Annotated in this window: 20 protein-coding genes and 1 pseudogene; 8 read left to right on the forward strand and 13 right to left on the reverse strand. The window is 60.1% G+C overall.

The genetic code is table 11. The annotated features are described in order from the left end of the window. Positions 1–62 precede the first annotated feature (62 nt). Positions 63–920, forward strand: a complete 858-nt coding sequence (locus KRR38_RS15025; protein ID WP_217402843.1) for an alpha/beta fold hydrolase — start codon at positions 63–65, stop codon at positions 918–920. 51 nt (positions 921–971) lie between these two features. Further along, positions 972–1856: an amidohydrolase family protein gene (locus KRR38_RS15030; RefSeq protein WP_254514816.1), complete on the forward strand. Its 885-nt coding sequence runs from the start codon at positions 972–974 to the stop codon at positions 1854–1856. 116 nt (positions 1857–1972) lie between these two features. Here the strand turns inward: KRR38_RS15030 and KRR38_RS15035 are convergent, their stop codons facing one another. From KRR38_RS15035 to KRR38_RS15050, 4 genes are all read right to left on the reverse strand, one after another. After that, the gene (locus KRR38_RS15035) at positions 1973–2290 is read right to left on the reverse strand and encodes a 2Fe-2S iron-sulfur cluster-binding protein (RefSeq protein WP_309141057.1); all 318 of its coding nucleotides are present in this window, start codon (positions 2288–2290) and stop codon (positions 1973–1975) included. A 16-nt stretch (positions 2291–2306) separates the two neighbouring features. Then, the gene (locus tag KRR38_RS15040; protein ID WP_217402848.1) at positions 2307–3089 is read right to left on the reverse strand and encodes an SDR family NAD(P)-dependent oxidoreductase; all 783 of its coding nucleotides are present in this window, start codon (positions 3087–3089) and stop codon (positions 2307–2309) included. 290 nt (positions 3090–3379) lie between these two features. Further along, positions 3380–3841 carry a carboxymuconolactone decarboxylase family protein gene (locus KRR38_RS15045; protein WP_217402850.1) on the reverse strand — a complete coding sequence of 154 codons (462 nt, stop codon included), beginning with the start codon at positions 3839–3841 and terminating at the stop codon, positions 3380–3382. Positions 3842–4051: 210 nt separating this feature from the next. Further along, a complete protein-coding gene (locus KRR38_RS15050; RefSeq protein WP_217402852.1) occupies positions 4052–5056 on the reverse strand; it encodes a phytanoyl-CoA dioxygenase family protein in 1005 nt (334 codons plus the stop codon). Between the two features lie 167 nt (positions 5057–5223). Here KRR38_RS15050 and KRR38_RS15055 point away from each other — a divergent pair, with 167 nt between their 5' ends. After that, positions 5224–6189 carry a GlxA family transcriptional regulator gene (locus KRR38_RS15055; RefSeq protein ID WP_217402859.1) on the forward strand — a complete coding sequence of 322 codons (966 nt, stop codon included), beginning with the start codon at positions 5224–5226 and terminating at the stop codon, positions 6187–6189. On the opposite strand, the gene KRR38_RS15060 is transcribed toward KRR38_RS15055, so the two are convergent. From KRR38_RS15060 to KRR38_RS15090, 7 genes and pseudogenes are all read right to left on the reverse strand, one after another. Further along, positions 6165–7229: a phosphotransferase gene (locus KRR38_RS15060; RefSeq protein WP_217402861.1), complete on the reverse strand. Its 1065-nt coding sequence runs from the start codon at positions 7227–7229 to the stop codon at positions 6165–6167. The genes KRR38_RS15055 and KRR38_RS15060 overlap by 25 nt on opposite strands. Before the next feature lie 234 nt (positions 7230–7463). Further along, the gene (locus KRR38_RS15065) at positions 7464–8000 is read right to left on the reverse strand and encodes a VOC family protein (protein WP_217402863.1); all 537 of its coding nucleotides are present in this window, start codon (positions 7998–8000) and stop codon (positions 7464–7466) included. Between the two features lie 13 nt (positions 8001–8013). Next, positions 8014–8820, reverse strand: coding sequence for an SDR family NAD(P)-dependent oxidoreductase (locus KRR38_RS15070; RefSeq protein WP_217402865.1), 807 nt, complete (start codon positions 8818–8820; stop codon positions 8014–8016). A gap of 24 nt (positions 8821–8844) precedes the next feature. Further along, the gene (locus KRR38_RS15075) at positions 8845–9150 is read right to left on the reverse strand and encodes an SDR family oxidoreductase (RefSeq protein ID WP_309141058.1); all 306 of its coding nucleotides are present in this window, start codon (positions 9148–9150) and stop codon (positions 8845–8847) included. Positions 9151–9250: 100 nt separating this feature from the next. Then, positions 9251–9664: pseudogene (locus KRR38_RS37770) on the reverse strand (SDR family NAD(P)-dependent oxidoreductase); the annotation flags it as partial. A 116-nt stretch (positions 9665–9780) separates the two neighbouring features. After that, the gene (locus KRR38_RS15085; protein WP_217402869.1) at positions 9781–10248 is read right to left on the reverse strand and encodes a nuclear transport factor 2 family protein; all 468 of its coding nucleotides are present in this window, start codon (positions 10246–10248) and stop codon (positions 9781–9783) included. 520 nt (positions 10249–10768) lie between these two features. Beyond that, positions 10769–11650, reverse strand: a complete 882-nt coding sequence (locus tag KRR38_RS15090; RefSeq protein WP_254514818.1) for an SDR family NAD(P)-dependent oxidoreductase — start codon at positions 11648–11650, stop codon at positions 10769–10771. A 214-nt stretch (positions 11651–11864) separates the two neighbouring features. Here KRR38_RS15090 and KRR38_RS15095 point away from each other — a divergent pair, with 214 nt between their 5' ends. Then, on the forward strand, positions 11865–12503 hold the full coding sequence (locus KRR38_RS15095; protein ID WP_217402873.1) for a TetR/AcrR family transcriptional regulator: 639 nt from the start codon (positions 11865–11867) through the stop codon (positions 12501–12503). Between the two features lie 72 nt (positions 12504–12575). On the opposite strand, the gene KRR38_RS15100 is transcribed toward KRR38_RS15095, so the two are convergent. Then, positions 12576–13466, reverse strand: coding sequence for an SDR family NAD(P)-dependent oxidoreductase (locus KRR38_RS15100; protein WP_217402875.1), 891 nt, complete (start codon positions 13464–13466; stop codon positions 12576–12578). Beyond that, positions 13463–14608, reverse strand: coding sequence for a Gfo/Idh/MocA family protein (locus KRR38_RS15105; protein WP_217402879.1), 1146 nt, complete (start codon positions 14606–14608; stop codon positions 13463–13465). Before KRR38_RS15105 ends, KRR38_RS15100 begins: the two co-directional genes overlap by 4 nt. Between KRR38_RS15105 and KRR38_RS15110 the strand changes: the two genes are divergently transcribed. The 4 genes from KRR38_RS15110 (at position 14559) to KRR38_RS15125 (ending at position 20331) form a co-directional block, all read left to right on the forward strand. Then, a complete protein-coding gene (locus tag KRR38_RS15110) occupies positions 14559–14897 on the forward strand; it encodes a hypothetical protein (protein WP_217407533.1) in 339 nt (112 codons plus the stop codon). The two genes, KRR38_RS15105 and KRR38_RS15110, sit on opposite strands and share 50 nt — an antisense overlap. A gap of 302 nt (positions 14898–15199) precedes the next feature. Then, positions 15200–17638 (forward strand): TonB-dependent receptor domain-containing protein, encoded by a 2439-nt coding sequence (locus tag KRR38_RS15115; protein ID WP_217402880.1) that lies wholly within the window; start codon positions 15200–15202, stop codon positions 17636–17638. A 141-nt stretch (positions 17639–17779) separates the two neighbouring features. Beyond that, a complete protein-coding gene (locus KRR38_RS15120) occupies positions 17780–17998 on the forward strand; it encodes a CoxG family protein (protein WP_254515407.1) in 219 nt (72 codons plus the stop codon). Then, a complete protein-coding gene (locus KRR38_RS15125) occupies positions 17995–20331 on the forward strand; it encodes a xanthine dehydrogenase family protein molybdopterin-binding subunit (protein WP_217402884.1) in 2337 nt (778 codons plus the stop codon). Before KRR38_RS15120 ends, KRR38_RS15125 begins: the two co-directional genes overlap by 4 nt. Positions 20332–20353: the final 22 nt, after the last annotated feature.

Raw genomic sequence — 20353 nt, forward strand, 5'->3', positions numbered from 1 at the left:
GAGCGAGGCCGCCTGCCCCGGAATGGGCACGAAAGGCATGGAACAACAAACCCGATCGATCCATGGTTCAGATCGAAGGGGCGAACATCGAGGTTCTCGCCTGGGGAGAACGACACCTTCCGGGAATCCTTCTGCTCCATGGCAGCAGAGCAGGTGCAGACTGGTGGAGCACCATCGCGCCGCGATTGATGGACGACTACCGAGTGATTGCGCTCTCCAGTTCCGGAATGGGCGGTTCCGATTGGCGTCCGAGTTACAGCATCACCCAGTTCGCTCGCGAGCTTATCGCCGTTGCGCAGTTGCAAGGCCTTTACGAGCGGGGCGGAAAGCCCATCGTGGTCGCTCATTCTTTCGGGGGTTACGTGGCGCTGCGCGCCTGTACGCTAGACCCGGAGCGAATTGGCGGAGTCGTGCTAATCGATTGCCTGCTGCATGACCTGAAAGCGGCGGAGCAGCCATGGCGAGCGCAGCAACCCGAGCCGCGCCGAACCTACGCGACCATCGCCGATGCGCTGGCCCGTTTCCGGTTGATCCCTTCTCGCCTGACCGATTGTCATTGGGCGCTTGACGATATCGCCCGCCGGTCACTGCGACATGACCCACTGACCGGAGAGTGGAGCTGGCATTTCGATAACGCCTTGTTCGCCAAAATTGCAGCGGAGGATATGTCGGACTTCGACAGCATTCGCCAACCTGTGGCGATCGTTCGCGGTGAGTTCTCAGAGCTTTATGACGGCGCGGTGCGCGCCCGTGTCGAGCAGTTGTTCGGCACGTCGATACCCGACATCGTAGTACCCGAGGCGGGCCATCACATCATGATCGACCAGCCGCTAGCACTGGTGGCGACCTTGAGAACCCTGGTCGGCACATGGTCCGCCTGTTCCCGTCCGGATCGCCGGTCGCGATTGGGTTGCGGCTAGCCGTCCTCACGAATGAGACCGGTATTACTACAAGAAAAGGATGCCCTGCAGATGAGTGAAACAGACACCCCCCTGTTCGCGCACGGCCTCCGGGCCATCGATTGCATGATCGATGCCAAGTGGCGGGGCGGCCTTCATACGTCGGCGATCCCCGCGGCCTATAGGGACAAGGACAGTAGTAACTATGTCCATCCCGCCGAGTACCTGTTCCAGGGTTCGCCCGAGCGTATCAAAGAAGGCGAAACGCCAGATTCGCTGGCGGAGACTTTGGAGCGGCACGGTATCGACAAGGCAATGCTGTCGATCGACCCTAAAGACCCGGCCAAAGTTCTTGATTGCCTCGAACGCTATCCGACACGTTTCTGGGCGAAGTTGCCGATCGATCCGCGTGAAGGCATGGAAGCGCTCCGCAAGATGGAATACTACGCTCGGACCTATCCATTGGTGCGTGCGATCGCGCTGACGCCGATGTTTTATCAGCTCCCTCCGAATGACAAAGTCTACTACCCCGTATACGCAAAGGCGATAGAACTGGGCCTGCCCGTTACCGTGAATGTTGGAATTCCAGGCCCACGCGTTCCCGGTGAATGTCAGAACCCGTTATACCTCGATGAAGTAATGTACTTCTTTCCCGAACTGACGGTGGTCATGGCGCATGGCGGGGAGCCGTGGGAAGACACCTGCGTCAAGCTTATGCTGAAATGGCCAAATCTTTACTACTACACCTCGGCCTTCGCGCCGAAGCACTACCCCAAAGCGGTAATCGACTACGCTAACACCCGCGGCGCGGACAAGGTGTTCTATGCCGGTTACTACCCGGCCATCTCACTGGATCGATTGCAGAATGAAATGGCCAACGTGCCGCTGCGTCCCCATGTGTGGCCTAAATTCCTACGCGAGAATGCCATCAAGGTGTTCAAACTCGGCGAAATTTGAAAGACGAGCCGGCTAATGGGCTCTAGGCCGATGAGGTAAGATTACCCCTCCGGCTATGCGACTGCGTTCGGGAGGCGTGGCTGTGCAGAACCGGGCATGCCCTACCCGGGTCTCGGTCAGATCTGCGTGGCCGGAATTTCTACGGAGGTCCCGTCCAACTCCGGCGTAACCATTACCTGACAGCTCAACCTGCTGCTCGGGCGGATATCCAGCGCGCATTCAAGCATGTCACGTTCATCGTCGCTGGGCGGCGCGACGGCTGCAAAAGCGCTCTCGCTCAAGTAGCAGTGACACGTCGCGCAGGTGCACATGCCGCCGCAGTCAGCCATGATCCCGGGCACGCCATGGTCGAGCGCGGCGCGCATGAGAGACTGGCCCACCTCGACGTCGACCTCATGCTTTGTTCCATCATTTTCGACAAAAGTTATTTTCACTGTCAATCTTCCCTGGTCAGTTCACTGATTTCATCTGACCGCCATCCACCCGAATGTTCGCGCCAGTGATGAAGTTCGAGTGCATGCTCGCAAGCATGCAGATCGCGAAGCCGAGATCTTCCGGTTTGCCCATTGGAACCGTGCCAGCCGCGCCATCGGCCTGATATGACGTCCACGAGGCGTTTGATCCCCGGCCTGCGAAGGCCCGCTCAACGGCCGGAGTCAATATGCGCCCCGGTGTTACAGTGTTGGCCGTGACACCAGTGCCGGCCAAGGACCTTGCAAGGCTGACGCTCATATTGGTTATGGCTGCCTTGGCGGCGGCATAATCCGGCAACACAGCTATGGGCTGGGTCGCGCTGGCGCTGCCGACCTGTATCAGCCTTCCCCACGCACGTTCCCGCATCCCGGGCAGATACCGGCGTATCAATCGAGCGGCGGCGACCACGTTCTTCTGGTAGGTGCCGAGCCAGGTCGTCTCGTCGACATCCTCCCAGGCCACGGGCGGCCCCGCCCCGCCCCCAACATTGTTGACGAGTATGTCGACGCCGTCCCACAGCGCTGCGACACCTTCGATGACGGAATTGGCTCCAACGTCGCTGGCAAGGTCCCCGATCACGACATGGGCGAGGCCTCCGGCCCGCTCTATATCCTCGGCAACACTCGCTGCTTTCTGCGCGTCCCGACCGTGAACGACGACCTCACAGCCTTCCGCTGCAAGCATTCGTGCTGATGCCGCGCCGATGCCGGAACTGCTGCCCGTGACCAAGGCTCGCTTACCCGCCAATCCCAGATCCATAGCACCACTCCCGATTGCACGATTTGCGTCAGCCGTCCCCCGCATTGGGCCGCCGGGTACGGAGGCTGTTGGCAGTGCCGAGCATAGGAACCGGCCCGGAACTTGAGTAGTCCGCAGACCCGCGCTGCTGAACCATCGGCCGCGGGCCGGGTAGCCGCAGATCAATCCTGAGCACCGACGAATGGCGCGAGTGGCATAAGCCGGATCGCCGACGCCGAGGCGGGCGGCACCCTGATTTGGGCCCACTCCGCGCACTGGCTGATTGACGCTCACGCCTTGCGCCCGGCTGGTCAGGCCGGCTGCTTCTGGCTCTTCCAGAACCCTGCGCCGGCCGCGCCTTCAAGCGGCAGCTCGACGACCTCAGAAATCCGCAGCAACATCATGTAGTTGCCGATCACGAAAATCGTTTCGACGATCTGCCGTGGATCGTAGAAAGCCGCCACGGCCTTGAAGATCAAGTCGTCGACCCGCACCGATCTGACGACCTGCCGGGTGAAGGCAAGCAAGGCCTGCTCCCGGTCGGTGAACATCTGGTCGCTGTAACGCTCGTTCGCAATGGCATCGACCATCGCCTTGGGAATGCCCATGAATTCGGCGACCTCGCGGTGCTGGACGATTTCCCATTCTCCCCGCTCGAGATGAAGCACCGCCAACGCGACGACTTCCCGCTCGCGCGGAGGAAGGGTGATTGAAGTCGCCATGGCCATATTCATGGCCTTGAGGTGGGGAGCCATGGTCTCGGCGAGCGCCATTAGCCTGGCCATGTTGGTCTGGGTGTGAGGACTGGCAAAGTATTCTGCGGCCTGCTCGGGGAGCATGTCTTTGGGTTCGCGAAGGGGTATCCTGGCAGTCGCGTTTATCGATTTGTCTTCCAACATGCTCACTCTACCTTGTGTTGGCACTCATTGCATTTCAGGACAGGTGCCGTTTGAGGCAGGCTTGTCAGGAACCTGGGATGCGTCTCAGTGCGGCGGCCGCACGACTGTCGCCAGGTCATCGTCATGCGCAATGATCACCGGCGATCCTGGCTTGTAATAGTCAACGATCTGTTCACCCGACAGCTTCTCTCCCATGTGGTTGCGCACATAGGTGTCAGGCTCAATCCGCAGCGGGGTGACGCCGGAGCCATCGCGAACTTCGACCCGGTCCGGCGCGATCGACTCGACTTCGCCGACGATCGGGCACTTGTCACGCTTTGCCATTACGCGATGATCGAGTGACAGGCGGAAGCGGTCGGAGACGTTGGACAACCCGGTATGGGGGGTCCACAAGTTCATCAACAGCACGTCTCCTGCCTGGTAGGTCGTGCGGCGCCAGCAATCCGCAGGAAACTTCTCGACCGGAATCATCGAGTTCGAGCCGTCGTCATCTTGCGGATGGAAATTGTTCTTGTCCGCAGCAAGACCCTCGGCACACATCAGTCCGCCGATATCCTCGTCGATCTCGGCCAGCGGAATCCAGCAAATGCGAAAGGGAATGCCCGGACTGTAGGGACCGTCCTGATGAATTCCGTCGAGGCGGCTTCGGGCCGGATCCTGTGACGGCGGGGTGGCACGGTATTCCACGGCCGGGACCCAGAACGGCTCATCCCCGAAAAGCCGCGTGAAGAAGTCGTTGATCGGCTTCTCGGCGACAAAGGCACGCCACGGTTGCCGGACGACCAGCGGTTCCATGCGGAAGGGGTAGTTGGCGAGGCTCGCGCCGTTGTAGCGTACGCTGCGGTCCGTAGGCGCGGTGCCGACTGGATCGATCACGCCCTGGAGCTCGAGCTCTTCGACGAAGGTGGCGCGGAGCCGACCGACGGCATCCTTGTCGAGGACGTCGCGGAAGAACCAATAGCCATCTTGCTCCCACGCCTCGTCCAAGGCAGCAAGATTGCCGATCAGGTGATTGTGGGTTTTCAGCTCCCGGGCCGAAGGTGCAGCCTTGGGGCTGACAATCCGTTCTACGTCCGCCACTTCAGCCATATCAACCTCTCACAGTGATTCTTTTGAATTCCACGCTGAATTCAACACTTGCCGGCCGATGGAGCAAGGGGCATTCTTCTCGCCACCAGTGGGTGAATTTCACGAGGCTCATGTCGACAATTGCCATAGTAGCGTCTCCGGGCACGTATCTTGCGAGCCTTGGTGCCATGCTTGACGCGCATGCCAGGATGGGTGAGGCCTTTGTGGCGAACCCCGCACTTGGCAACTACGCCAGCATGCACACCAGTTTGCGCCTGACGTGCCCGCTCCCCGGTCCCCTCACCCTGTCGGGAGGCCGCCGAATGGGTCCAGACTGCCCGCTGTCCCAACTCGACGATGTTCGGCTGATTTACTTGCCATCCTTCCAGATCGTAGATCCGGACATGATCATCGACAATTTGCGCGGCATGGAAGCGTTCCATGCCTGGCTCAGGGCGCGAGGCGAAGACGGAGTGCTCATCGGCGCCTGCGGAGCCAGCGTATTTCATCTTGCGGTTGCCGGGCTCCTCGCGGACCGCCATGTCACGCTCCATCCCCGGCTGGTTACGACTTTCCGGAAACTTTTCCCGGCCGTGCCGGTCGATCATATCGATACGATGAGTGTTTCGGGCAGGATCATGACTTGTGGGCCGGATTCGGACAACCCGGCGCTGGTCTTGCGCCTGCTTGGCGAGGCCTTCTCGATCGCGGTCGCCCAGAGCCTGGCGCTTCGCGAGCCTTCTGGGAGACCAGGCCAACAGTCCGAATATGCGCTCGATCCGGTGGTGCTGCGCGCCCAGTTATGGATCCGCGAACGGTTTACCCGTACCTTCCGGATTGCCGATCTGGCAATGGAGCTCGGCGTCAGTCATCAAGCGTTGATACGCCGCTTCCGTGCCGCCGGCGCGGATACCCCGCGCGCCTTTGCCCAGCAGGTGCGGGTCGATTCCGCCGCCAGCATGCTGCTTGAGACGAACCGCTCGATTACGGAGATCGCCCAGTTGGTAGGCTATGCCGATGTGGCATCGTTTCGCCAGGTATTTATGGCTAAATTCGGCATGAACCCTTCAGCTTACCGCGCCAGCCGCCGAACCGGAGCCGCCCTCGGCACCGCGCGCTCCCGTACGGATCAAAGCTTTCCCATCGTGCCGTGATCAACCATCGCCCAGGCAAAACGGGTGGATATTATTCCGTTGAAATCCTCGGGCTGAAAAGTAGTCGAATTGGTTAGCCAGGCGACGAAGCCGTAGGCAAGGCAGATCAGGTAATCCTCCCATGCTTCGTCCCAACTGGGGGCTGGCCCTCCGGCCTTGGCCAGCTCGTCGAGATAGCCTCGCAGCAGATCGCGCTCGCTGTTCCGGCGCGTCTCCGTCGATAGCGCCGAAACCATGTAGTAGGTTACGTCGTAGGCCCAGCCACTACGCCGGACACATTGCCAATCAAGCAATCCCGGTTGACCGCCCGCGGTGACGTAGCTGTTCCCAACGTGCGCATCTCCATGGATCATGCACAGCTGGCGCGGCTTCCTCGCCCAGTCGCTGACCTTCTGGATCGCGGCATGAAGTGCGGAAGGATTGAACATCTCGGGCGGATATTCTTTGGCGCGCGGCAAGGCGAGGTATTGTTCCAGGGTTGCCGGGGCTGCCATGTAGGTCAGGTAGCTGTCCGGCTCGCCGAAGTCCGCAAAGTTCGGCTGGATCCAGGGACGCGCCTCCAACCAGCCCGGCGCGGCCGTCGCCGCATGGGTCTTCGCGAGCATCGACAACATCGCGCTGACTTCATCGACCGAGACGTCCGACCTCGGGGTATTGAGCGTGGCGGTCGGCCCAAGGTCCTCGATCAGGACGACCCCTGACCCCGCGCGTTCATCGAAGATAGCCCCGTGATAGCGCGGGGCCGTGACCGGTAAAATTGGTAGCAATTCTTGATAGACCCTCGGCTCGAGCGCATAGATGCCGTCGCTCGCAAGCATTGAACTGTGCGGCTCGTAACCGGCTTTCATCCACACCACCGGCGGAGCTCCACCCGCTTGTTTGTAAGTGAGGACGAGCCGGGCCTTGGTCGCGGTGCCGTGGATCTCGCCTTCGATGGCTATGTCGGTAAGTTCGGCATCTGGATGAACTTGACGGAGGAGACCGCCGATGAACGCGGCGTCGATCTCGTCGAGACTGCTCGGTATCTGAATTGAAGTCATGTTCGCCCCTCGGGTATCTGTTTGCGATCTGACACTCGGGTCATCCGCGCATCAATTGCAGCACCATCTTGCTTCCACCGCCCCCGGCGTCGCCGCACGCCGTGACTGCGATCCGCAGTTCGCCCGGGCCATGAACCGGCACGTTACGATCTATCTTTGCTAACACTTCTGGCCCGCCGTAGGCGGTAGTCGCAACAGCTTTCATCTTCATGCTCAGGGTTCGAGTTCGACAAACTATCCAATCGTCCGCACCGGCTCGCTGCCATCCCAGCCCTGGCTGGCAGCATATGCCAGATCGTGGACTCCGCGGGCGGCGGGCAACAGGGCCTCCGCCAGCTCCAACAAGGGTGCGTCTGGTCGTCCTGTCTCGAAATAACAAAACCGTGCAATACCGCTCGCCGATTCCTGCACCATCGCCATGCCAAGTGCCAGCGCCCGCGCGCGGGCCGCGTCGTATGCTGCCAGATCGTCAAACCACGGGGACACATGCTGCATTCCCTCGCGGCCCGAGGAAAGAAATTCACGGTAAGAACTTGGGGCATCGTTATGCTGCTGGATCAACTCGATTTGCAGGTCGCCTGAAAAGGCAAAACAGAGCGTGACGACCGGAGGCAGGGATAGCCGCCCGCGATAGCGAAAATCGAGGAATTCGTACTCCCGCAAAACAAAAAAGGGGCCGACACCCATCACCCCGGTCCAGTAATTCATGGCGGCGTCGGCATCCCGCACGACATGTCCGACCTGCCGGATGGGTCCAAAGTTGATGCTCATTCGCTTCGCCCGCTCATCCGACCAAATAGCCGCCGTCGACCGCCATGGTGTGCCCCGTCATGTAGCTTGACGCAGGTGAAACCAGGAACAGAATCGCGCTGGCCAGCTGGATCGGCTGGGCGGTTCCCAGCAGCAACCGCCCCGGCATCATGATAGGCCCCTTCGGAACAAAGCCGGTGTCGTCGTTCTGCATTCCGCGCGCCCCCTCCGTATCGACCCCGCCGGGCATAACGGCGTTGACGCGAATGCCATCGGCGGCAAATTCCGCTGCCGTGCTCTGGGTCAGCCCGATCACGGCGCACTTCGATGCGTCGTAGTGCACGTTCCAATAGATCGTGGGATGGGCGGCCCCGACAGTCGAAATGTTCACGATGGCGCCGCCACGGGCCTTCCCCTGACGCTGCATGACCTTTATCGCCTCGCGCGTGCAAAGAAACGAGCCGCGTGCATTGACGGCATGCATGATGTCCCAGTCGGCGACACTCATCGACATGAAATCGGCCTTCTTGCGATAGGCTGCGTTGTTCACGAGGATGTCGATGCCGCCAAAGTTCTCGACTGCCTGTGCTGTCATGGCCTGGACCTGGCCCTCGTCGGCAACATCGGCCTCGGCCGAGACAGCGTACCCACCTGCCGAAACGATGCTGGCGGCCACGATTTCTGCAGCGGCGAGGTTAATGTCGGACACGACGACCTTCGCGCCCGCGCTCGCCAGTAACTGGCATGTCGCCTTGCCGATTCCAGAGCCGCCGCCAGTCACGATCGCGACTTTATCGGGAACGGCGAACAGGCTGCGAAGTGTCGAATCCGATATAGGCATAACCGTCTTCTCCGCTAATGCGCGTCAGGCGACCTGGAAGCCGCCGTCCACGGCGAGCAGTTGCCCGCTGATGAAACTTCCACCCGGCCCTGCAAGCAGAAGCGCGGCTGCGATCAGGTCTTCCGACTTGCCATAGCCGCCGATGTGCCGTTCCGGATCCGCGCCAGGCCCAGTCCGCTTTTCGCTGGTGTCGATGATTTCGGTGATGATCGCCCCGGAAAGGATGGCGTTGGCATTGATTTTGTCGGCAGCCAGATCGAGTGCACAGTTGCGCGTGAACGCGTTGAGGCCTGCTCGAGAAGAAGAATATGCTCCGTTGCCATTCAGCACGGGGTGCATGCTGCCAATAGTCGTCACATTGATAATGCGCCCCCCCGCCAGCGAGGCGCATCAGCGGCACGGCTGCTTTGGTGGTGAGAAACGCGCTCTTGAGGTTGGTTGCCTGGACCCGATCCCATTCGTCCGGCTCGATCTCCAGCAGGTCACGGTTGTGATTGTCGACTACAGCATTGACCAGGACATCCAGCTTGCCGTGCTCTCGTGCCACTCGCTCAAACAATGCTTCCACGGCGGAAGCATCGCGCACATCGGCGACTACGCTTGCACTATTCCCTGCGGTGGTGGCGGCGTTGTTGAGCCGCTCGGCATGAACTTCATCATCGACAAACAAGACAGTCGCGCCGGCCGCCTGCAGTCCGGTCCCTATCGCACGGCCATGCCCGACCGCCGCGCCCGTGACCAAGGCCACCTTGCCGTCGAGAGCAAACAGCTCATGAAGGAATCGACCGGGTTCCACTGATCTAGGCATAAACTCTCCCCATTGCGCCGGTACGCTTCCGGTCATTTTCACGGCACGTTGTCGCAACTCCGCTGCGTCTGATCAGTCAGACAGTCGTATTCGGAACAATTCCAAAATCGGAGCGAGTATCGCTGGAAAGAAGGCGAAGGCGCCGATCCACGTCACGGCCGGTCCTGCCAGCGAGTGGCGGGCGCCAGATAGACGATCATATGTGCGATCTTGCCGTCCGCGTTCACCATCATCCGATCGATCGCGCTGAGTGTGTAATTGCCGTCTGCGGAATTGGACCACCGCCCTTTGTCATCCTGATGCATACGGGTCTCAAGCTCCATCACACAGACGCGGTGGGTGCGGTCTTCAGTAAAGCGGGCGGCGCGGACAGTTGGCGTGCTGGCGCCGAGAAAGGCAGAATAAAAGGCCTTGATCGGTGCTCTTCCCCGCAAAATACGGCCCTGTGGATTGTAGAACACGGCGTCGCCGGCGAACAGATTTCCCACTTCCTGGTACTTGCCCTGCTGGATTATCTGCACATATTGCGCAGCCACCTCACAGGCGGGACCAGCGTCCGCCGCGAAAGCAGATGAAGCCGGACTCAGCGCCAGGATCAGAGCCACAATCAACCATTTCATGACACTTCCTTGCTCACCGTTCGGCACAAAATTTGCAGTCAGAGTATCGTCGGCATAGACTGCGTTAACCTGTCAACGCGAAGGCGCGACGCTACTTAAAAACGACCTCCAAGCGGACTAACTTGTGTACACGGTCGCCTTGCAGATATGCTCGCCCTCCTTGAGAGGCGCGCTCGAGCCGGCAACCCTGCCTTAAAACACCCCCGACTCCAAAAGCGCAAATTTTTGATCCATCATTCAAATATGCTTTGGAGACCGGCGTCAACGAAAATAGAGAGCGCGGCGTCGATTCACCTCTCCGGACGACGAGCGGATTAATGGCACGCGAGAATTAGGACGCGGAAGTCGGGCCCGAACGACCGAAATTAAACGCGCGAGGCCGTGGGAAGCGCTCGACAGGCCCGTAGAGCAGGTTCATCCTTCGGGTGATGTGATCGAAGCCTGCCATCTGGCCTTCGCGGCGATGACACCGTCCATCTCAGCGATCCCGCTTAAGGGAACGTCGTATTCCGCCAAATCGTCAATCGTCGCGAGATGTCCCGCGATGTCCTCGGGGGATGGCGGTGTCGAACCTGGATGGTACCACCCCCCTGCTAGCCCCAACGAACAGGCGGCTGTATCGCCCTCCAAGTGCTGAATACATATGCTGCGAAAACGTGCAGGCAGAACTCGCGAGATAGGCGACGAGAGCCGCAACGAATGAAGGGTCGTTGCCCTCGGCAAACTGGCGTGAACGCTCCGTTGCTGCGGCGATAAACTCGCCATCGGACCGGACGTCTCCGGGCTGACCGCCTAGGCGCCCTCCGGAAGCGTTGGGAAACAAACAGTTCACCACAATTCCGGGAGGGGCCTCCTGGGCGATCACGTTCATCAGTCCGATCATTGCCGTCTTGGCGGCACCGTAATTGGCGCGCAGCGGATTTCCGAACATACCGGATTGCGAGCTGACCAGGACGATGCGGCCATAGCCCTGGCGCACCATCTGTCGATACGCGGGCTGCGCCAAATAGAACGCGCCCTTCAGGTGAACGGCGAGCACCGCCTCGATGTCTTCGGCGGTCAGTTCGCCAAAACGGCCGTTTCGCTGGTTCCCTGCGTTATTGATGAGTGCATCGACGCGGCCGAACGCGTTCATCGCGGCGCCAACGATCGCTTCACCGCCGGCCTCGGTCCCTACAGTATCATAATTCGGAATTGCCCGTCCGCCGGCGGCCCGGATTTCCTTCACGACATCATCGGCGAGGCTGGGCGAGGCGCCCTCGCCCGTCGTGCTCCCGCCCAGATCATTCACCACGACTTCGGCACCCCGGGAGGCAAGCAGTTTGCAATAGGCACGGCCAAGACCGCCACCCGCGCCGGTAACGATCACAACTTGTCCCGAGTAATCGATCGATTTGGCCATGGCCTTTACCTTTCTAGAGGGGGGCAGCCGTTTTATCCGATGACCGGCATGCCTCTGCAGGACAGCCGGACCCGATGCGGAAGCGAACTCTCAATCTATTCTAACGAGCCGACAATCAAATCCCCATTCAAATTCTTTACAAGGTTGCGAAGCGGCACCATCACCGTATGGGTCAGTCAGAATTCGTCCGCTCCGGCTTTTCACAGGGTTGTCCATGCCTGCATCTGCCAACGTCAAAAAATCCAAGAAGCCCTTGAGCGACGCCACGAAATCCGAACTCACGCGTCAACGCATACTTGATTCCGCAGCGCGGGTTTTCGCCCAGCGCGGCTATGCGCATACACGTCTCATCGACGTGGCTCGCGAAGCCCAGTCCCATGCTGGAGGTATCTATTACTATTTTGCCTCCCGCGAAGCGCTCGTCGAGGAATTGCTGAGCATTTCGACCCAAAGGTCGGTTTCTCTGGTCCGCGAAGCACTCCAGGCTCTCAGAAGCGATGCCACAACTTTTGAGAAGCTGCGCACTGCGATCACGGCGCAACTCACCAGCCTCCTCGCTGGAGACAGCTACAATATAGCCTTCAACAAGATCTATCCTCAGGTTCCCGAGACCATTCTCGATCGCCATCGAACGATCTTGCGTGAGTATTTCGAAATCTGGCGCGACATCATCCGGCAAGGACAGGCGCAAGGGGAAATTCGCGCCGATGTCGATGCGGCCGTGATGCGGCTTACGATCGTCGGATCGATTCAATGGGCGGTGGAGTGGGCGCGGCCGCAGAACTCCTCCGCCGAAATTCTCGGCGAGCAGATGGCCAACGTGTTTTTCTCAGGCATCAAGGCGGAGAAATAGCAAGATGTCGTTGGGATCGCCACCAGCCTGCAACGGGATCGACCAGCGTGGTGCCCCGAGCCCCATGCCATTCTAGGCTTCACCGAACATGCGATATGCTGAGCCCGCGAGAGGGGTAGGCACGAAACCATCTCCATGCGCCCAATCCAGAAAGCCCAGCGACGCGCTTGTGCCGCCGTCGACATGGACGGTGGTTCCGGTAATGGAGCGCGAAAGTCCGGATGTCAGGAATAGCACTGCATCGGCGAGATCATCGGTGGTGGGAGCCCGCTTGGTCGGAATGTACATCTCGAGCCCTTGGGTCATGACGCCGTCGGGGAGGTCCATCATCTTGGCAATCGTGTCCGGATCGAGTGCTTCGACATTGCCGCGCGAGGCGGTGGTGTCGGGAGCGATGCAGTTAACGCGTATGTTCTCGGCACCGAGCTCGACCGCCATGGCCCGGGAAAAGTTTGTGGTCGCAGCTTTCGCCCCGGCGTAGACCGAAAAAGTCGCAGCGCCGCGGTGGGCTTCGATTGTTGTGAAATTTACGATGCTTGCGCCTTCGCCACTACGGCGCAGAAGTGGCAAGGCCGCGCGCACGGACTGGATAACGTATCCGAAGTTGAGTTGGATGTCTTTCACGTCCTGGGCCGCGTCGCCGTCTTCGAACCGCCGCCGCCGCGTTCCACCCGCCACGTTGACCACGATATCTAGGCGTTCCGCCTGTTCGCCGACCATTGCGAAAAACCGTTCGACGGCGCCTTGCTCGGTGACGTCGCACAGCGCGGCCTCGGCCCTCACGCCGAGCGCTTCCGCGGCTCCCCGCGTAGCCTCGAGCGAGTCTTCATCAGCATCGCCGATGAAGACAGCGACTCCCTCGCCAGCCAACGCCAGTGTGATGGCGGTCCCGATCCCGTAGCCGCCGCCGAGCACCGCCGCGACCTTGCCCGAAAGAGCGGCACGGTCCACCAGCCTGCTCATCGACGTCTCTCCACCTTTTCCCATTTTCTGGTCGTTTCCGAGAGCACCGCGGCTTCGACTGCCGCATGCGCATGCGCGGCATCGCTGAAGGAAGGCGAACCATCGCCGGAGCCGGTGCGAATAACCCGCACCATGTCGGCGAAGAGATTGCCGATCGGTGCCATGAACGGTGGTGAATTGATCTTCGAAAGGTTCGTGCCCGGCACTTCGTAGAAACGCTCGGGAATATCGACCTCTACCCCCGACGGTTCGACGGTTGGCTGACCATAGTGCAAGGTGGTTGTCGTATCGCAGAACCCGGGATCGCGGGCGACGAGCCGGCCCGCGGACCCGCAAACGTCCAGATAGAACCCGGGGGCATCGGCCATCGCCCAGCTGACGTTGATGTTTGCCAGACCGCCTGAACGGAAGCGCAGCATGGCCAGCCCGAAATCGGGCGTTTGCGGTCGCAGGACCGAGCCATCCTCGAAGTTGAGTTCCTTCACGAAGATGTCCGAAGCTCCGATGATTTCCTCGACCTCACCAAACAGATACAGCAGGCAGAGAATGGTGTGGCTGCCGAAGTTGCGCCATGCGGATGCACCGCTCGCCTTCTCCGCCAGCCAGGGGTAAGGCGTGCCGCCCCCGCCCATATGGCAAAGGGTATAGGTAAACCCATCGTGGACGTAGAGCGGCAGCTGCAGATGGATAGTGGCCGTGAAGAACTTCCCGATCGCGCCCTCGTCGATCATTTCCTTCATCTTCCGAATTGCGGGCGTCCAACGCCATTGGGCATCCACGACGCCAACCAGGTTCTTGCTGAGCGCAAGATCCCGCATCGCCTCGGCCCGCTCGGTCGAAGTCGCAAACGGCAGGCAGTTGTAGACATGCTTGCCTGCGCTCAATGCAGCCATCACCATGTCGTACCGCTGTGACGGCTTGGTCCCGACATCGATGATATCGAGGTCAGGATCCGCGACCATATCCTCGACGTTCCAGTAGGCGCGTTCGATGCCTGCTCGTTCGGCTGCTGCGCGAGCGGTCGCCTCGCGCGAAGTGCAAACCGCGGCGACTTCCACTCCGGGCAGCATTCGCCAAGCCGGAGCATGGAAATTGAGCGTCCAATTGGCGCCGATGACGCCGACCTTGAGTGTGCGTGACATGATCTTCCTCAAATTGTTCGAGGTGGGCTGGGAGCAAAATCGTATTGGCTGCCGACAAACACATCGGCTGGACCAAGGAACCTGGCAACGTCATCCTGGACGGGCTTCACATCACCCGGTCACGCTAAAGGCCGGGCTCGACTGCGTCCCTGGAGGGGAAGTGGAGATCGACCAGACGGCAGCCGCGCCGGACGTGACGGTCGCTCGTTCACAGACCGCAGCCATACCTTTCTCCCTCTGGCTCGCCTGGGTCGGCTCTCCGATCACTTCATATTCCTTCATCCCGTGATGTCCACATTTTTACGGGGAATTCAAATCCAGTTTCTTGCTTTGTCGCGCTGACGGCTCTCCTTCCGCAGATATCAGCCATCCGTAGCCATTCAGATCGATATTGCTTCGGAACTGAGGTCTTACGCCCCGAATCGTTGCCCTTTCTCCGTTTGCGATCATGCCCCACCGAACGAGCAAGTGTGCCATTTTTTGGCTTGGCCACTTTTTTTAATTTAAATTCAGAAATGGTATTGAAGGCGGAGCGACCTTGGTCTAGCCGTAGGTGAAGTAATCAATAAACGAATCGGGAGGGGAAGCGTCGTGAGCAAGTCCAAAATCCGTCTTGGCAGTACAGTGGCAGCTGTTGCGGTAATGGCCAGTACAGCCTTTGTAGGGCAGGCCCTTGCACAGGCTGTGCCTTCGCAAGGCGCAAGCGCGGAAGCCAATCAGACTGCACCGCAGGAATCGTCGGGTATTGCTGACATAGTGGTGACTGCGACTCGACAGTCGCAATCGATGCAGAAAGTTCCCATCGCCATCACCGCGATTCAGGGGGATGACCTTGCGCGCTCTAACATCGTGAACCTTTCGGACGTCTCCCGGCTTTCCCCGGGCGTCCAGATCTATCCGCAGTTCAAGCCTGGCGACGCAGTTTTCCAGGTTCGTGGCCAGATTCAGTCCGACACCGCTCCCACGATCGATCCGTCGGTCGGCGTCTATTTTGATGACGTTTATGTCGCCCGCTCCGCTGGGTCGCTCGTCAATCTCGTCGACGTCGAGCGGGTCGAAGTGCTTAAGGGTCCGCAAGGCACCCTGTTCGGCAAGAACACCACCGGCGGCGCTGTCCGAATCATCTCGAACAAGCCAACCCACGATTTCGGCGGCTATGCTAAGGGATCATACGAGCAGTACGATCGCTACACGCTGGAGGGCGTTCTCAACGTACCGCTGGGCGAAACCCTGGCCGCGCGTTTTGCAGGCCAGTACACGCGTAAGACCGGCGGATATGCCACGAATTCCGTCACCGGCAAGCCGATCGATACGGACAAGACCTATTCGATGCGCGGCGCGCTGAAGTGGGATCCTACCGATCGGGTGTCCGTGCTGCTACAGGGCGATTACACCAAAATCGACGCCGGCGGCCTGCCCAACTTCATGCGGTATTTTGTTCCTCAGGCAGGGCTGTTTACCGCACTTGAAGTCGGCCTGGAATCTGGCCTCGGTTTCAACCCTGTCGGTGGTGCCGCCGTCCTTGCCCGGACAGTGTCGCCGCACGGTTCGCGAGTGGTCGGATCGGACCTTCGTGACGTCGATGCCTCGACTTACACGTTCAATCCTGCGACAGGCAAATTTGCCTACGTAGGCGGTACTACGATGCCGACAAGCCACGTGACGACCTGGGGCGTCATGGGAAACATCGACGTTGACCTCGATTTCGCCACCCTGAAATCGATTACTGCCTATCGCCGGGTCAAGGCAAATTATCTCTACGATGTCGATGGCACCCAGTTCACCATCCTGGACGGCCGTCAGTTGAGTCGCAACGAGCAGTTCTCCCAGGAGCTTATCCTGAACGGCAAGGCCTTGGGAGACCGGCTCGACTGGACCGTAGGCGGGATTTACTTCAGGGAAACGCCTTTTTCACAGGACCAGACGATTCCTCTTGCCGCACTTAGTTACCCCGGGCGCGGAACTGATGTCCGCGCAGATGCAGTAAACCTTTCCTATGGCGCATTCGCCCAAGGCACGTACAAGTTCACCGACCAACTTTCGTTCACCGCCGGTGTCCGATACTCGGTAGACAAGCGCGACTTCACTGCCAGTTCTTTTGACCGTTTTGCCAACGGCACGCCCAGCACCTGCACCTATACTGCCGCCAACGGTCTTACCAACCCGAATCTTGGATTCGTCGGCCCCTGCAGCATTGTCCAGAAGGGCAAGTCTGTTGGCGAATGGAGCTACACCGGAGCGATTAATTACGAGTTCCAGCCCAACAAGTCGATTTACGTCCGGACCTCGCGCGGCTTTCGTGCCGGCGGTTACAATCCGCGTATTAACGCGCCCGAGGTGGTCGGGGCCTTCAAACCGGAAATCGTGACTGACTACGAACTGGGTGTGAAGGCCGACTGGCTTGACCGGACTCTGCGGACCAATCTGGCGGTGTTCTACTCGAAGGCAAGCAACGCCCAGCAGACGGTCAATGGCGTTTCGCCGACGAACGGAGCGGTGACTACCATCACCTCCAACGTCGGCACTCGCACGGTCAAAGGTTTTGAACTGGAAATGATCGCAAAGCCGGCGGGATGGCTGTCGTTCGATGCCGGCCTGTCCTATCTAGACGCCAAGAGCAAAAATCCCACAGTGCCCGATCTCACGTATGTACAGAATGTATCGCCGTGGACCTGGCGCGTCGGCATGAATCTTGACACGCCGTTTTCCGAAAGCCTCAGCGGACAACTGCGGGTCGATCTCAGTTTCACGGACAAGCAGCATGACGGGCAACCGGTTCGCGACGGTACCGGGAACATCATCTATTTGGGTTACTCACGCGATGTGACCCTGCTGGGCGCGAGGTATACGCTGACCGAAAAGAATAGTGGCATCTCGCTTTCTGTCTACGGTCGGAACCTGACCAACCAGATTTATGAGTCACGCACGTTCAATGTCGCCTCGCTTGGCATCGGCCTCGGAAACGTTGCCGAGCCACGAGTGATTGGTGTCGAACTCAAGGTGCCCTTCGGAGCCATGGCGGGCCATTGATTGGTACCTAGAACGTAAGATCCGTAGCTAGCCTTCGCGTCAGGTTCCGATTGAAAATGCCTGGCGGCCCATCGCGGTTTCGCGTTGCGCCGCCTTGGGCAGTACTGTCACCTGCATGGACTGAAGGGAAATCATATGGAGATGTCAGGCCAGCAGTTCATTGCTGCGGCCCGGGACGCCGTGTGGATTGCCCTGAATGATCCCGCAGTGCTGCGGCATTGCATACCTGGCTGTCAATTGTTTGAACGAATTGCGGATGACCGGATGAATGCCGTCGCTGGAAGCAGGTTTAGGCCGATCGCCGCCCGCTTTAACGGCGAGGGTCGGCGTTCGGAGGTTGCGAGGGGAGATATGGCATGAATGCGTCCCCGACCGGCGTCCAGGCTGCGCGTTTCACGGGTCAACGTATCGCTCGAAAGGAAGATCGGCGCCTACTGACCGGACGGGGTACTTACGTTGCGGACATCACCTTGGCTGGCATGCTAGATGTCGCCTTCGTTCGCAGCGAGGTTGCCAAAGCGCGGATTCGCGGCATTGATCTCTCAGCCGCCCGGACCATCCCCGGTGTGCACTCGATCTTCACCATAGACGATCTCGAAAAAGTGCCATGTCGCGTCCACAGCCTGTTCGCGACCCCCGAAACGGTTATGCCAGACACTCCGTTGCTCGCAAAAGGCCGCGTCGCCTTTGTCGGCGATCCCATAGTCATGATCATCGCCGAAAATCGCTACATCGCTGAAGATGCGGCATCACTCGTAATGATCGATTACGAGATCGAGGATCCCGTGATCACTATCGCGGATGCCGCCTCCGGGCCGTTGGTCCATCCCGAACTGGGCTCGAATGTCGGCGAGCATTTTGCTCTGCCTCGCGATCCCGAGATCGAGGCGGTATTCGCCGCTGCGGCCCATGTCGTCGTGGGTACGGTGCGCCACCAGCGCCAGGCGATATCCCCAATGGAAACACGAGGAGTGGTTGCGTCCCGCCAAGGGGTGGCGGACATGATCATCCACCTGTCCTGCCAGAGCCCGCAGATGGCGGCACGCTACTTCACCATGGCTTTCAATCTGCCCGAGACGCAGTTCCGAGTAATCTCGAAAGATGTTGGCGGCGCCTTCGGCCTCAAGGTCCAGCCGGGGCGAGAGGAATGCGCTGTCGTCGCGGCAAGCTATATCCTGTCCCGCCCGGTCCGCTGGATTGAGGACCGCCTAGAGAACCTTACCTCGGCGTGCCAAGCGCGTGAGCAGGAAATGACGGTGAAGCTGGCATTCGACAAGGACGCGAGGCTGCTGGCGGCCGATGTTTCCTTCGACGGAAATGCCGGAGCGTGGCCCACCATGATCGACGCCGGCGTGGCGGCGGGGATGTATTTTTCGGGCCCTTACCGACTCCCCAAATATGCCTTCGAAGGGCGCGGTTGGTATTCGAACACGCCTGGCCTGGGCGCTTATCGCGGGCCGTGGTTAATGGAGACGATTGGCCGCGAGACGGTGATGGACAAGGCCGCGCGGCAGATCGGTATCGCCCCTGAAGAATTGCGTCGTCGCAACGTCATCCATCGCCACGAACTTCCGCTGATACTTCCGACCGGGATTTCGCTGCGAGACGTTACGCCGGCAGAGACGCTGGAGCAGGCGCTGGAAGCGACCGGGCTTGCCGCATTCCGCACGGAACAAGCCGCCGCGCGAGCCGAGGGGCGCTATCTTGGCCTTGGCATGGCGGTCTACATCGAGCCGACGACAATGCCGCTCGGCGTCATGACATCTGACACCGCGCAAATCCGAATCGAACCGACCGGCAAGGTCACTGCGGTGATCAGCACCCACAGTCAGGGTCACGGAACCGAGACGACGATGGCTCAGCTCATCGCCGATACGCTAGGCGTGCCGATGAATGACGTGACGATTCACGAAGACGATTCGAGCCAGGGTGGGTTCGGCGTCGGCGCAGGCGGCAGCCGTCAGGCTGTGGCCGGCGGGGGTGCGTCACTGCGCGCCGCGGATATTCTGAAGACCAAGGTCAAGCGGATAGCGGCTCACATGTTGAACGCCAACCCCGATGACATCTACCTCGAGCAGGGAATGGCTCGGGTGCACGGCGTGCCCGAGACCGAGATGTCGCTCGTCCGAATCGCCAACGTTGCTTATTTCGACCCGGACCGTCTGCCCGCCGACATGGATGTTGGCCTGGAAGTACAATATCGCTACCGCCCGCCTGGCCCGGCCATCTTCTCTAACGCGTCTCATGTCTGCATCTGCGAGGTGGATATCGAGACGGGGCAGGTCTCGGTGCTGCGCTGGATCACCAGCGAGGATTGTGGGAACATCATCAACCCGGCAATCGTCGAGGGACAGATCGCAGGGGGCATCGCTCAGGGTATCGGCGGTGTGCTGCTGGAGGAAATCTGCTTCGACAGCGCCGGTAACCCGACCACTGTCACCTTCAAGGACTACTTGCTCCCCACACTGTACGACGTGCCGGAAATCGAATTCCACCATATCGTAACCCCTTCCGCAAGCGAAGGCGGTTTTAAGGGTGTCGGCGAAGGTGGTGCGATCATCGCGCCGGCTGCCGTGATCAATGCGGTCGCCGACGCGTTGTCGCCGTTCGGCATCGAATGCCTCGAATTGCCGCTGTCGCCGCCCCGGCTGGTCAGGCTGATCGACGAAGCCCTCAGAAGACCGGCCGCATAGCACCGAACGGGCGCCTTACCGG

It is taken from the genome of Novosphingobium sp. G106 (genome assembly GCF_019075875.1).
Lineage (GTDB): Bacteria > Pseudomonadota > Alphaproteobacteria > Sphingomonadales > Sphingomonadaceae > Novosphingobium.

Coding starts and splice junctions, on each gene's coding strand:
- KRR38_RS15025 (WP_217402843.1), top strand. CDS start 63: ATGGTTCAGATCGAAGGGGCGAACATCGAGGTTCTCGCCTGGGGAGAA.
- KRR38_RS15030 (WP_254514816.1), top strand. CDS start 972: ATGAGTGAAACAGACACCCCCCTGTTCGCGCACGGCCTCCGGGCCATC.
- KRR38_RS15040 (WP_217402848.1), bottom strand. CDS start 3,089: ATGGATCTGGGATTGGCGGGTAAGCGAGCCTTGGTCACGGGCAGCAGT.
- KRR38_RS15045 (WP_217402850.1), bottom strand. CDS start 3,841: ATGGCGCTCGCCGAGACCATGGCTCCCCACCTCAAGGCCATGAATATG.
- KRR38_RS15050 (WP_217402852.1), bottom strand. CDS start 5,056: ATGGCTGAAGTGGCGGACGTAGAACGGATTGTCAGCCCCAAGGCTGCA.
- KRR38_RS15055 (WP_217402859.1), top strand. CDS start 5,224: ATGCTTGACGCGCATGCCAGGATGGGTGAGGCCTTTGTGGCGAACCCC.
- KRR38_RS15060 (WP_217402861.1), bottom strand. CDS start 7,229: ATGACTTCAATTCAGATACCGAGCAGTCTCGACGAGATCGACGCCGCG.
- KRR38_RS15065 (WP_217402863.1), bottom strand. CDS start 8,000: ATGAGCATCAACTTTGGACCCATCCGGCAGGTCGGACATGTCGTGCGG.
- KRR38_RS15070 (WP_217402865.1), bottom strand. CDS start 8,820: ATGCCTATATCGGATTCGACACTTCGCAGCCTGTTCGCCGTTCCCGAT.
- KRR38_RS15085 (WP_217402869.1), bottom strand. CDS start 10,248: ATGAAATGGTTGATTGTGGCTCTGATCCTGGCGCTGAGTCCGGCTTCA.
- KRR38_RS15090 (WP_254514818.1), bottom strand. CDS start 11,650: ATGGCCAAATCGATCGATTACTCGGGACAAGTTGTGATCGTTACCGGC.
- KRR38_RS15095 (WP_217402873.1), top strand. CDS start 11,865: ATGCCTGCATCTGCCAACGTCAAAAAATCCAAGAAGCCCTTGAGCGAC.
- KRR38_RS15100 (WP_217402875.1), bottom strand. CDS start 13,466: ATGAGCAGGCTGGTGGACCGTGCCGCTCTTTCGGGCAAGGTCGCGGCG.
- KRR38_RS15105 (WP_217402879.1), bottom strand. CDS start 14,608: ATGTCACGCACACTCAAGGTCGGCGTCATCGGCGCCAATTGGACGCTC.
- KRR38_RS15120 (WP_254515407.1), top strand. CDS start 17,780: ATGTCAGGCCAGCAGTTCATTGCTGCGGCCCGGGACGCCGTGTGGATT.
- KRR38_RS15125 (WP_217402884.1), top strand. CDS start 17,995: ATGAATGCGTCCCCGACCGGCGTCCAGGCTGCGCGTTTCACGGGTCAA.